Annotated in this window: 12 protein-coding genes and 2 pseudogenes; 8 read left to right on the top strand and 6 right to left on the bottom strand. The window is 68.1% G+C overall.

The features are described 5' to 3' along the window. Positions 1 to 274 precede the first annotated feature (274 nt). Together ACFYNX_RS33195 and ACFYNX_RS33190 are read right to left on the bottom strand one after the other, a co-directional pair. Complete coding sequence (locus tag ACFYNX_RS33195) at positions 275 to 919, bottom strand: hypothetical protein (RefSeq protein ID WP_388667196.1); 645 nt, start codon at positions 917 to 919, stop codon at positions 275 to 277. A gap of 53 nt (positions 920 to 972) precedes the next feature. Beyond that, positions 973 to 1,778: pseudogene (locus ACFYNX_RS33190) on the bottom strand (transposase family protein). Here ACFYNX_RS33190 and ACFYNX_RS33185 point away from each other — a divergent pair. The 7 genes and pseudogenes from ACFYNX_RS33185 (at position 1,717) to ACFYNX_RS33155 (ending at position 8,426) form a co-directional block, all read left to right on the top strand. Next, positions 1,717 to 2,475 (top strand): hypothetical protein, encoded by a 759-nt coding sequence (locus tag ACFYNX_RS33185; RefSeq protein WP_388667207.1) that lies wholly within the window; start codon positions 1,717 to 1,719, stop codon positions 2,473 to 2,475. The pseudogene ACFYNX_RS33190 and the gene ACFYNX_RS33185 sit on opposite strands and share 62 nt — an antisense overlap. A gap of 63 nt (positions 2,476 to 2,538) precedes the next feature. Next, positions 2,539 to 2,922, top strand: coding sequence for a hypothetical protein (locus ACFYNX_RS33180; RefSeq protein WP_388667194.1), 384 nt, complete (start codon positions 2,539 to 2,541; stop codon positions 2,920 to 2,922). A gap of 233 nt (positions 2,923 to 3,155) precedes the next feature. Then, positions 3,156 to 3,587, top strand: a complete 432-nt coding sequence (locus ACFYNX_RS33175; RefSeq protein ID WP_388667191.1) for an Imm1 family immunity protein — start codon at positions 3,156 to 3,158, stop codon at positions 3,585 to 3,587. A gap of 379 nt (positions 3,588 to 3,966) precedes the next feature. After that, positions 3,967 to 4,590, top strand: a complete 624-nt coding sequence (locus ACFYNX_RS33170; protein WP_388667188.1) for a hypothetical protein — start codon at positions 3,967 to 3,969, stop codon at positions 4,588 to 4,590. A gap of 163 nt (positions 4,591 to 4,753) precedes the next feature. Next, positions 4,754 to 5,509 (top strand): annotated as a pseudogene (locus tag ACFYNX_RS33165) (transposase family protein). Between the two features lie 354 nt (positions 5,510 to 5,863). Beyond that, positions 5,864 to 6,973 (top strand): ribosome small subunit-dependent GTPase A, encoded by a 1,110-nt coding sequence (gene rsgA / locus ACFYNX_RS33160; RefSeq protein WP_388667185.1) that lies wholly within the window; start codon positions 5,864 to 5,866, stop codon positions 6,971 to 6,973. Positions 6,974 to 7,010: 37 nt separating this feature from the next. Then, complete coding sequence (locus ACFYNX_RS33155) at positions 7,011 to 8,426, top strand: AlkA N-terminal domain-containing protein (protein WP_388667182.1); 1,416 nt, start codon at positions 7,011 to 7,013, stop codon at positions 8,424 to 8,426. A gap of 16 nt (positions 8,427 to 8,442) precedes the next feature. Here the strand turns inward: ACFYNX_RS33155 and ACFYNX_RS33150 are convergent, their stop codons facing one another. From ACFYNX_RS33150 to ACFYNX_RS33135, 4 genes are all read right to left on the bottom strand, one after another. After that, positions 8,443 to 8,844, bottom strand: coding sequence for a PPOX class F420-dependent oxidoreductase (locus ACFYNX_RS33150; RefSeq protein WP_365541578.1), 402 nt, complete (start codon positions 8,842 to 8,844; stop codon positions 8,443 to 8,445). A gap of 85 nt (positions 8,845 to 8,929) precedes the next feature. Continuing rightward, on the bottom strand, positions 8,930 to 9,412 hold the full coding sequence (locus tag ACFYNX_RS33145; RefSeq protein WP_388667178.1) for a DUF456 domain-containing protein: 483 nt from the start codon (positions 9,410 to 9,412) through the stop codon (positions 8,930 to 8,932). A gap of 137 nt (positions 9,413 to 9,549) precedes the next feature. Next, complete coding sequence (locus ACFYNX_RS33140; protein WP_365541575.1) at positions 9,550 to 9,984, bottom strand: hypothetical protein; 435 nt, start codon at positions 9,982 to 9,984, stop codon at positions 9,550 to 9,552. Positions 9,985 to 10,142: 158 nt separating this feature from the next. Further along, the gene (locus ACFYNX_RS33135) at positions 10,143 to 11,126 is read right to left on the bottom strand and encodes a helix-turn-helix domain-containing protein (protein WP_388667175.1); all 984 of its coding nucleotides are present in this window, start codon (positions 11,124 to 11,126) and stop codon (positions 10,143 to 10,145) included. 617 nt (positions 11,127 to 11,743) lie between these two features. Between ACFYNX_RS33135 and ACFYNX_RS33130 the strand changes: the two genes are divergently transcribed. Then, positions 11,744 to 11,980, top strand: coding sequence for a hypothetical protein (locus tag ACFYNX_RS33130; protein ID WP_365541571.1), 237 nt, complete (start codon positions 11,744 to 11,746; stop codon positions 11,978 to 11,980). Positions 11,981 to 12,080 lie beyond the last annotated feature (100 nt).

The raw sequence follows: 12,080 nt of genomic DNA, 5'->3' as shown, positions 1-12,080 counted from the left end.
GCGGGTGGTCTGGGTGTTTCATGACCATACACCGTGAGAGACCTTGGTGTTCCTGCCGCGCGAGGCGCCCGCGAACCACAACACCCCCCCCGGGGGGGGGGGGGGGGGGGCGTCTCCCCCCCCCCCCCCCCACGACCGGGGGCTCTGCCACGTCACCGTCCCAGATGGCTAGGCCTTATAGCCTTTCAGGGGCGAGACGGAAAGGTTCCTTGTCGGTCGCCTGAGGAAGAATCATCAGGCGACCGTCAAGGATGACTGCAATGGAGACTAATTCCTACTTCTGTCGAACTAGCCATTCGATACCAGTCAGCGAGTTGAGGGAAGTGATTGATTCCCTCGAACTAGCACCCACGGTAATCGAAAACGAATCCGGAGTCCACTTGCTAGGACCCGCATCCGCGACCATTCCGTCTGCGATGTAGAAGGACCATCCGGGAGAAGGCCACATCGAACCCGTGAATGAAACCTTTCGAAAATTCGAGAGGGTCTCATTTACGGCTTCGGCGGAAGCGTTTGACGACCACTGTACGAATGGAGCATACTCGACCGCTTCACTGAATGAGTGCCAAAGAAGCATCTCATCCCAATCCGCGTCAAGTCGCCGCCACGGCTCGTCATCCTTCGCTTCAAAGATGAAGGATGGCTCGGTCAAGTCGAAAGACCATGCCCATCCGCCCTGATCCATTAGGAAGATGAACTTTCCTTCTTCTTCCAAAATCTCGGAAGGAGGGATTAGCCGCTTCACTCCCTCGACCGGAATTTCCCACCGGGAAGTGATTTCATACCACTTTTTCAGCCCGGCCGGGATCCAGTCAAACTCAAGGTCGATTCCCTTCGTGCTCGATTTGGCCGGTCTGAACCACGACGATAGGAACGAATCCATCTCGATTTCCGCCGGACTCAAAGCATCCGCTTCCATGGGTAATCAATCCCACCAATCTCGACTGAGGTACGTCTCTCCGTGAGCCTCTTTTATCCTGAATAGTTGCAGGTCAGCAACGTGTGGGCGGCTTGGACGATGGTGCTGGTGCGTCGGGTGGAGCATCTGGCCCGGCGGAGCAGTCGCCAGGACCTCAGCTGGGCGAAAGCGCGTTCGCCGGGGCTCGGAGCCGAGCGTGGTCTCGGTTGAACTGTTGGTAGTGCTCTGGCTGTTCGCGGTGGTGGTAGTACGGGGTGCGGAAAGTGGCGCCGGCGCCCTGGTCGGCGCGGTCGGCGAGGACGAGGATCTGCCGGGTAAGGCAGGCCTGGACGATGCCGTGGGCCCGGGCCGCGGTCAGGTCGTGGGTCCGGCCGGGTGTCGCGCGGGAGAACCAGAGCGGTGTGCCGTCGGGGTGGGCAATGACCTGCACGTTCATCCCGTGCTTGCGATGCTTCATCGAGTAGTACGGCTCGTCCGCGCCGATCCGGTCGATCGGGATCAGCGTGCCGTCAACGATGACGTGATCGCCCTCACCGAGACCGGTGAGCGCTTCGTGGAGGCCCGGCGCCCAGCCCGCCAGCACGTCCAAGGTCTCGCCGACGTACCGCCAGGCGGTGGCCTGGGATATCCCGAAACCGGCCCCGAGCTGCGAGAACGTCTCGTTCTTACGCAGGTGCACCAGCGTGAGCAACGCCTGCTTGAAGCAGCCGAGTTTGCGCCAGTGTGTGTTGCGGGCTTGGCGGTGTTCGCGCAGCAGCCAGGTGACATGCTCGACGAGCTCATGAGGAACGTCGAGCATGGCAGGATACGAAACCAACAGGGCCCCTTCGGTTGCCGGTGTGATGAGTGGAATCACCACGCCAACGACCAGGGGCCCTGCCTCGTCACCACCCCCGCTGACCTGCCCATTTCACCCTCCAGCACAGGATGAAAGAGGCTCACTGATCGCGGCAAACGCGAACAAGAACCGCTGGCTCGCCGCTGAAGCAGCCGCTCGCGCCAATAACGCCTCCACCGAGGCGACGAACGCCTCGAACAACGCAAAAGCTTCGGCAGACCAAGCAGCAGTCCATGCAGCCGAAGCCGATAAGGCGGCCGACTCAGCGGAAAACAGTGCCACCCAGGCCAAGCAGTCAGCCGCCACTGCACGCGACGCCGCCAACCGCGCCGACCAGGACGCAGACGCCGCAAAAGCCTCTGCCAACCAGGCCGAGGTTTCCGCAGCCTACGCACGCAACTCGGCTGCTGCCGCAGGCGATGCCGCTAAAGCCTCCGCCGTTCAAGCCGGCCAGAACGCCGAAGACGCAAAAGAGATGGCCTCCACCGCTTGGGAGCAAGTCGCATCCAAGCTGGAAAAGGAGATAGCCGAAGAACTCGAGAAGGCTGAGGAAGAAAGAAAGAAGCGAGAGCAGGAGAGCAAGGGCCAAGGGAAACGAGACAATGACAAGTGCGTAATGCTCGTTCCGCGCACATATAAGTGGGAAGACTGCGACAAGGTCGACGCGCAGAACCGAGAGATAGGAAAGTTCTATGAAATTCTAGGCCCGCTCCTCTGAGAAGCAAGCGGAGGGCCGGACGCACTCAAGTGTGCCCAGGACCCTGCAACCAGTGACTGCGCCATGGCGCTTGTCGGGCTTCTTCCTGTAGGTGAGCTCAAACTCCTCAAAAAAGCTGGCGATAAAATTGAGGAGATCGCAAATAAGTACAGGAAGAGCAGGGACGGAAAACTAGACCCTCCGAACTGCCCAACCCTCCCTCGCCGGTCAGTTGCCAGTCAAGTCAGCTATGCCGCGCAGGCGGTGCAACCGGCCTCCGACAAATTCCCGCCGATTTTCTGTGATCGTGACGCGGAGCTTGAAGCTCTGGGTCCCTTCACCGGTAAAACCTTGGGGCGGGCACGGTCCGGTGATGGGCGAAAATGGGATCAGGATGAACTCATAAGCGGAATGCAGAAGCGCGACGCAGAATTGATCGACTGGGTAAAAAACTGGTCTCAGTTATAAAGTTTACGCTCGATATCACACTGGAGCTAAGTTTGTCGCCATCATGGCCAAGGCGAAGCCTCGAGTCACTGACGCAGATCTGGTCATCAACAAACCAGAAGGGTCGTGCGCGGAAAAGCTTGGATGTGATGATATCCTCAGCAGGCTTCTGCAAGGAGTAGGCACTCTAAGGGAGCACTGGAAGGGCAATGATGGTATCTGGCACTCAGAGCAATACCCAAAGGCGGGCTGAGATGGAAGTGAAAGTCGAGGCTTACTACAATTCGGAACACGCGTCCGCTTGGCAGGAAATCGCAGGGCCCGAAGACGTGGACCGAGTGATCGACTTCCTTCTTTCGTCCGAGAAGGAATACCATTCGGCGGCAATGTTTCGGTCTCTGAAGCGCCAGATGCTCCCGTCTGGAGACCCAGATCATCAATTCATCGTTGGCGTTAATCCCGATAAACAAATGGGAGCCATCACCTTCAGCTACGGCGACCGCGATTTTGCGACCGTAGGTGATAGAGGGAGCGGCGACGAGCTATTCTATCATGTAGCTGGGCATGAAGCATTCTTTCCCGAAGACGCGGAGATTCCCGTAACTTCCATTCGGGATGCAGTCAAGGAATTCGTCTTCTCAGATGGCGAGCTGCCTGGCTGTGTCAACTGGCAGTCGGTTGTATAGCCTGTAGCAGCCTCTCGTGCGACTGTCTTCTTGTGCGTCAGCCTTAATAAGGCAACCGGCCCGGATTCATGTCCGGGTCGGTTTGCAATTTCCGGGAGATGTCGAACGACGGCGGCAGGTAGCGCCAGGCTGCGATCTCTCGGTTTCGTGACGGCGCAGTGAGAGACTGTGGTGGGGCGGCGTGTTGTCGCGGGTCGACCTGGTTTTCTTGAGTGGAGCGCACTGTCGTGGGTGTGAGGGATCGTAACGGTCTCACTGAGCCATTTCCAACCTGACGGCGGTGGCCGCGCGTTGTAACCGAGCGCTTCGTTGCCGACTGCGTCCGGACGAAGCCAGCCACGTTGGAATCGACTGGGCGATCGATCCCGATCATGACAGGATGACGGTTCAGGACTGGGGAGGCGGTATGGGGCTGGACTACAGCTATGAGATCTTCATGCCCCCTTGGAACGTTGCGAGGGCACTGACCCGGCTGGCCGAACTCGCCCCCCAAGGCCGCGAGACGCCACCGCTTCCGGTGACCCTGCCGGGCGGAGAGCAGTTGATCGTGCCGTTCACCTCGAAGTTCAAGAGCGAACCGGTCGACTGTTCGGCAGGCGGCTCGCTCGAACTGGACACCTCGATCGTCGTCGGCGCCGACGACGCGGTGCACGAGTTCCTCCGCGATTCCGATAGGGTCGACGAGCAGGGACGAGTGCCGGTCGGGTACATCTACCTGACGGTCAGGTTCTCCCCCGCATGGCACCCGAACTTTGCGTCACTGCAGTTCACAGCCGCTACCTCAAGCATGAGCCGGATGTTCGTGCAATCCGCGAGCGTCAGGAAGGTGTTCACCGACCTCACCGCCACCACCGGTGGTGTGTGCTGCCTCCTCGACACCGAGACCGACATCTTCGACATCTGCTGGCTCAACGGCGAGACGTTCAGTGGTGAGACCGTTCCTGGCACCCGTTTCTCGCGCTTCCAGGATCTCGTCGCCGCCTGGTGCGAGCCGGCGGAGTAGAACGGGGACGACGCCCGCACGGGAGACGGCGCACCTGCCCGGTCAACGCTCAACCGGCCAACTGAAGCGCTCAGTCACACGTGCTGAAGGAAACTGCGGAACGACGAAACTCCTCATAGACGGGTTATCGACCAAGGTCGCCCGCAGCCACCAGGAGCTTCGTGTGCTTGTCTACCCGTCGTCGATCGATCTGTCCCGTCACACCCTGCGGTACCTGACCTGGCGACTCGCCGCCCGGCGAAGGGAGATCGGGACCCGGTGGCGGAGTCTGACCGCCGGCCGTCAGGCTCTGCTCGCCCTGGCCCATCTGCGCTGTGGTGACACCTACACCCAACTCGCCTCCGGGTTCGGTATCGGCATCGCGACCGCATACCGCTACATACGCGAGGCCGTCGAGGTGCTGGCCGGCCTCGCGCCCACCCTGGCCGAGGTGATGCACGTCGTTCGGACCAAGGCGTTCGTGATCCTCGACGGCACTCTGCTGCCGATCGACCGGATCGCTGCTGATACCCCGTATTACTCGGGCAAACACAAGCGCCACGGCATGAACGTACAGGTCCTCACCGACCCCTTCGGTCGACTGTTGTGGGTCTCGCCCGCGCTGCCCGGCTCCACCCACGACCTGACCGCCGCCCGCACCCACGGCATCGTCGACGTGCTCGCCAAGGCCGACCTCAAGTGCTGGGCAGACAAGGCATATCAGGGCGCCGACGGACCCATCCGGGTGCCCTTTCGTGGCCGTCGCCTCAAGCGGTGGCAGCGCCGCCACAACAGCACACACGCCAAGATCCGCTGCCTCGGTGAACAGGCCATGGCCACCCTGAAGGGCTGACGTCTCCTACGGAAGCTCCGCTGCAGCACCAACCGCATCACAGCGATCGTCCAGGCCGTCCTCGTCCTTCACCACGCGTCAGCGTGAGGTTGGAAAAGGCTCCGTAACTCCTCGCTCAGGACGCTCCACGACTCGCGGCACGATGCTGGTCCGCCGGCTGTTGGGGTCGTCCAGGTGAAGCCCCGAATTTAATCGGTGGTGCCGTGTCTTGGGATGGGGCTATGGTTCTGCTCGTTCCAAGGCGCGGCTGTGTCGTTGCCGAGGACATGGTGTTGGTTCGTTGATAGGAAGCAGGAGGTGAGGACATTGATGACTGTCACGGTGACGGGCTCTGCCCGCATTCAGGAGTTCATCGTTCCCACCTCCGTGGCCTCCGGCTGACACCCACTCGATCCGCGCGCTCGGAGCGCGCTGCCGGGGCCGCCCTTCGAAGGGTTCCCCTTGTCTTCCTCGCTTTCCCCCGGTTCCCCCTCCCCGCTCGACGCCCACGGCTGGGACTCCGGCTGGGCCGCCGCCTTCGCGCCGTACGCCGCCCAAGGACTCGTTCCCGGGCGGGTCGTCCGGGTCGACCGGGGGCAGTGCGACGTCGCCACCGCCGACGGGACCGTCCGTGCCGACACGGCGTTCGTGACCCCGCACGACCCGCTCCGGGTCGTCTGCACCGGTGACTGGGCCGCCGTCGACCCCGAGGGCGCCAGTGACCCCCGGTACGTGCGGGCGTGCCTGCCGCGCCGTACCGCCTTCGCGCGCTCCACCTCCTCCAAGCGGTCCGAGGGGCAGATCCTCGCCGCCAACGTCGACCACGCCGTCATCGCCGTCTCGCTCGCCGTCGAGCTCGACCTTGGCCGGATCGAACGCTTCCTCGCCCTGGCCTGGGAGTCCGGCGCCCAGCCGACCGTCGTCCTCAGCAAGGCCGACCTCGTCCCCGACCCCGTCGGGCTCTCCTACCTCGTCGAGGACGTCGAGACCGTCGCCCCCGGCGTGCAGGTGCTGCCCCTCAGCTCGACCACCGGCGAGGGGCTCGACGTGCTCTCCGCGGTGATCGCGGGCGGCACGACCGTGCTGCTCGGCGTCTCCGGCGCCGGCAAGTCCACCCTCGCCAACGCGCTCGTCGGCCACGACGTCATGTCCGTCCAGGCCGCCCGTGACGTCGACGGCAAGGGCCGCCACACCACCACCACCCGCAACCTCTTCGTCCTGCCGGGCGGGGGCGTCCTCATCGACACCCCCGGCCTGCGCGGCGTCGGGCTCTGGGACGCCGAGGCCGGCGTCGGCCAGGTCTTCTCGGAGATCGAGGAGCTGGCCCGGGACTGCCGCTTCCACGACTGCGCCCACGAGGCGGAGCCGGGCTGCGCGGTGGCCGCCGCCATCGAGGACGGCACCCTGTCCGTGCGCCGCCTGGAGAGCTTCCGCAAGCTCATGCGCGAGAACCAGCGGCTCGTGGCCAAGACCGACGCCCGTCTGCGCGGCGAGATCCGCAGGGACTGGAAGCGCACGATGGCCGCCGGCCGCGCCGCCGTCGAGTTCAAGCGCAACGGACGTCTGCGGTAGCCCGTACGGGCGGGGGCGTACGGCCCCGGGGAGCGCGGTGTCCGAAAACCGCGAGCCCCGGGCCGTCCGCCGCCGCACACTGGAGACCGTGAAGGACGACGACACCCGCTACGAGGCGGTCAGCAGCAGGGACGCGCGGTTCGACGGAGAGTTCTTCTTCGCCGTCCGGACCACCGGCATCTACTGCCGCCCGAGCTGCCCCGCCGTCACCCCCAAGCGGCGGAACGTCGCCTTCTTCCCGACGGCCGCCGCCGCCCAGGGCCACGGCTTCCGGGCCTGCCGCCGCTGCCGCCCGGACGCCGTGCCCGGCTCCGCCGAGTGGAACGCGCGGGCCGACGTCGTCGGGCGCGCCGTGCGCATGATCGGGGACGGCGTCGTCGACCGCGAGGGCGTCCCCGGCCTCGCCGGACGCCTCGGCTACAGCACCCGGCAGGTCCAGCGCCAGCTCACCGCCGAGCTCGGCGCCGGACCCGTCGCCCTCGCCCGCGCCCAGCGCGCCCACACCGCCCGGCTGCTCCTCCAGACCACCGGGCTCCCCGTCACCGAGATCGCCTTCGCGGCCGGCTTCGCCAGCGTCCGCCAGTTCAACGACACGATCCGCGCCGTCTACGCCCGCACCCCCACCGCCCTGCGTGCCGAGGCCGGCACCGGCGCGGGGGCCCGTACCGCCCTCGCCGCCGGAGTGCCGCTGCGGCTCGCCCACCGGGGGCCGTACGCGGCCGGCGAGGTCTTCGACCTGCTCGCCGCCGAGGCCGTGCCCCGCGTCGAGGAGGTCGCCGGTGCCCCCGGCGCCCGCACCTACCGGCGCACCCTCCGCCTCCCGTACGGCACCGGGATCGTCTCCGTCGACGAGCGCTCCGCCGGACGCTGGCTGGACGCCCGCATCCACCTCACCGAGCTGCGCGACCTGACCACCGCCGTGCACCGTCTCCGCCGCCTCTTCGACCTGGACGCCGACCCGTACGCCGTCGCCGAACGCCTCGGAGCCGCCCCCGCGCTCGCCGCCGAGGTGGCCGCCCGGCCGGGCGTGCGCTCCCCGGGCACGGCCGACCCCGAGGAGTTCGCGCTGCGGACCCTCCTCGGCGCCGAGGGGTCCGCCCGCGCCGTCGAGGAGCACGGCACCCCCCTGGCCACCGCCTGCGGCGGCCTCGACCGCCTCTTCCCCGCGCCCCGGGACCTGACCGGTCACCCCGTCGCCGGTCCGCTGGCCCGCGCGCTCGCCGACGGAGCCGTACGCCTCGACCCCGGCGCCGACCGCGACGAGGCCGAGCGCGCGCTGCTCGCCGTCCCCGGCGTGACCCCCGGGGCCGCCGCCCTCATCCGGATGCGGGCCCTCGGGGACCCCGACGTGGCCCTGCCGGATGACCCGCCGGGGGAGGAGTGGCGGCCCTGGCGCTCGTACGCCGTCCGCTACCTCACGGCCCCGGCCGCCCCGGGGCCCCGCTCCGGGTGACCCTTCCGGGTGGGCCTCAGGAGCCCGCTCCCCGGGAGCCGTCGAGACCCCAACTGTGGATCCGGCGCGGACGGATCCGGACGACCTCCTCGCTGAAGTGCGGCCCCAGGTCGTGCGGGCCCACCAGGAGTTCCGCCTCGCCGCGGATCTCCACGCCCCGCACCCGCCACGGACGGACGCTCACCACGTCGTCCACGACCAGGGCCACCTTCGGGTTCTCCCGCAGGTTGCGCCACTTCTTCGTACGGCCCATCGCGAACCCGCCGACCAGGACGGTGCCGTCCTCCCTCGGGAAGAACCCCACCGGGTTGGCCTGCGGCTGCCCGGACGGGTCGACGGTCGCCATCCGGCCGAGCCGGGCCCGGTCCTCCGTGAGATAGGCCCATTCCGTCTCGCTGAAACCCTCGAAATCCCTCATGCGTCCAGGATCGCGCCGATCTCCGCCCGGCGGATCGGCGTCGGGGCGGACGCCGCCTCCGTCTCCGGGACCAGGACCCGCGGCCTCAGCCGCCGAACACCGCCCCCGCCCACGCCCCCACGATCAGCAGACAGGCGAACAGCTCGACGAGCACGCTCGTGCCGGCCGCCCGCATCACCGCCCGGGTCGCCGCCCGCGCCTGCCCGTGGCCGCCGAGGCGGAGCCGCTCCGCGAGGTAGATCCCGCCGACGAAGCCGGGGACCGAGCCCACCACCGGGACCAGGACGAAGCCCAGGAGCGCGCCCGCCCCGGCGTACGTCACCATCCGGCGGGTGATGCCGACCCCCCGGAACCGGCGGGCGGGCAACTGCCACACGACCACCTGGGTGAGGAGCAGCAGGCCGGTCGAGGAGGCGAGCAGGATCCAGGCGAGCTCCGTCCGCTCGTGCAGCGACCACCAGAGCATCGCGGCCCACACCAGCCACGTTCCCGGCACGCCGGGCGTCAGGACCCCGAACAGACCGAGCAGCATCACCGTCGCGACCATCAGGAGCTGCCACACACCCACGCTGCCCAGCGTGCACGACCCCGGGGATTCCCGCAGGTCGCGGCGGGCGGACGGGGAAGGAGCGGGTGGCGTGGGAAGCGGACGGGGTAAGGAGCGGGCGGGACCCGGAAAGGGCGCCCGCCTCGCGTCCGGCCGCCTCAGCCCGCGACGGGCAGCGCGGCGGCCACCAGGTCGCGCTCCTTGCGGCCGAGCAGCGGGAAGACGATCTTCAGGCCCGCCCCGCCCTCCGCCGGGGAGACGACGAAGGACGAGTTGACGAACCGCTCGACGACCTCCGTGCGGACCAGGCCCGTGCGCGGAAGCGTCAGGGTGTGCTCCACCGGCTTGGCGAAGACCGGGTCCGCCCGGTGCACGAGGATCCGCCGGTCGGTCATCGTCAGGTACATCGGCGTCGGCGTCGGCACCACCGCCATCGCTCCGCCGGACGCGATCGCGGACGCCACGGCGAACACCGCCGTCCGCTTCACGGAGACGCTGCTCAGGTTCACGACGGCCGTCACCTCGACCCGCTCCCCGGGTTCGAGCAGGGGGTGGACGGCGGCGAGCAGGGCGCGACGGCGCCTTCCGTTCATGGGGGTACTCCTGGAGCTGGACGCGGACGGGGATGCGCGGACGAGGACACGTCCGGAACCGGCCGCCCACCCTTTCACAGCCCCCGTCCCCGACCGCGCGCGACCCGTCCTTCACCGCCCCCGTCCCCAGCCGCGCGCCGTCTTTCACGGCCCCGTCCTCAGCCGCGCGCGACCCACCCCTTCTCGTACGCGTGCCAGCCCAACTGCAGCCGGGTCGAGACCCCCGACAGCTCCATCAGCCCCTTCACCCGCCGCTGCACCGTCCGCAGCCCCAGGTCCAACTGCTTCGCCACGCTCGCGTCCGTCATCCCGGCGAGCAGCAGGGAGAGGATCTCCAGGTCCACCGCGTCCGGGCCCGCCGCCTCGTCCTCGGTGATCTGCGCGCCCGCCCCGAGCCGCAGCGGCAGCGCGTCCCGCCACACCGACTCGAAGAGCCCCATCAGCGATTCGAGGAGCCCGCTCGCGTGCACCACGATCGCCGCCGGCTCCGCGCCCCGCCCGGTCAGCGGCACCATCGCCAGCGTCCGGTCGGCGACGACCAGCTTCGTGGGGACCCGGTCCGCGACCCGGATGCGCTCCTCGCGGCCGAGCGCCGCCGACAGCTCCAGGAGCCCCGACGGCAGGGAGAGCACCTCGCGCTCGATCACCACCCGGTAGCGCACCCCGCGCCCGGCCGCCTGCTCCTCCGCGTCGTTCTCCAGACCGGAGACCGCGATCGGCTTGCCCGTCACCAGCGCGCAGACCTCCTCCGTCGCGCCCAGTTGGAGCTGGAGGAAGCGGTGGGTCACCGCGCTCGCCCCGGTCACCACCTCCACCAGGTCGTGCACGGCCGCCTCCGCCGCCTCCGCCCGGTACTCCTCGGCGAGCAGCGCCGCCGCCAGCTCGGCCTGCTCCAGCTCGTGGCGCTGCTGGGTGAGCAGCGCGCCGAGCGCCACCCCGGGCGGGGCCGCCACCCACCGCCCGGTGCGGGCCGAGGACTGGGCGGCCAGCCCCTGCGACTCCAGGCGGCGCAGGGCCCGCTCGGTCTCCCGCTCGGGCAGGGCGAGCCGGTGGGCGAGGTCCGCGACCTCGGCCGCGCCCAGCGAGACCAGAGCGCGGTACGCCGATTCCTGGCGCTCGTCGAGTCCTATCGCTCCCAGCATGGATGCCCCACCCCTCGCCCCACCTCCACCGGGCGTCCCGCGTCTGCCGGGGGCGCTCACCGGAGGCCTTCGTTCCGTTGGTGACCTGGCGGGAAACGGCCACGGCGTATTCCCGCCGGGCTCATCATCCCCGTACCGCCCTCACCTCTGCCAATGTGGCGCCACCGCAGCACCGACAGCCTCCGGGAACGGGCGACTCGCACCGCCCTGCCCGGAATCAGAGAGGGAGGGCGATCCGTCCGATGTCGCGTACGGCCCCGGGGGCGGCGACCGCGTGGGGGGGACGACACCCACCACGCCGAGCCCGCCTCCTTCGGCGGCATCGGCGCTCTCGGCCTCCGCCGGAACGCCGAACTCCTCGGCGAGACCGGTCGGCCGTCCGGCGTCTTCGAGGTACCGGTCGAAGCCGGGACGTACAGGCTCGAACAGAACACCATGAAGATCGGCGGCAAGGTGTGGGCCCGCTCCACTTCCGTCAACTCGGTGGGGGAATTCACCTCCAAGCTTGACGAGAACGTCTATTCTCAGGGCATCCCGATTCCTTCCCCCGGTACGACCTTCCGGAGGACGGCCTCAAGACCCCCGCCGCGACCGACGGCCGGCACATCGGCCTCACCGTGACGGGACACGCGGGCCACACCCCCGCGGCGCTCACCTCGGCCAGGCTCTCGTACTCCTACGACGGCGGTACGACCTGGACCGAAGCGCGGGTCTCCCAGCAGGGCGGCCGCTGGACCGCGACCGTGAACCACACGGGCGCGACCGGCGAGCAGGTCACCCTGAAGACCGAACTGACGGACGCCAGGGGCGACTCCGTCACCCAGACCGTGGTCCGCGCTTACGACGTGCGCTGACCACGCCGGTCCGCCGGGCGTCCTTCCCGTGGGGGGTGGGGTCGCCCGGCGGACCACCCATTCGCCGCAACGCTTTTCCCGATGTGCCGTTTTCGGGCCC

Origin of the sequence: Streptomyces sp. NPDC007872, from assembly GCF_042868165.1 — a bacterium.
GTDB lineage: Bacteria > Actinomycetota > Actinomycetes > Streptomycetales > Streptomycetaceae > Streptomyces.
This window is presented reverse-complemented; position numbering and strand designations above follow the sequence as displayed.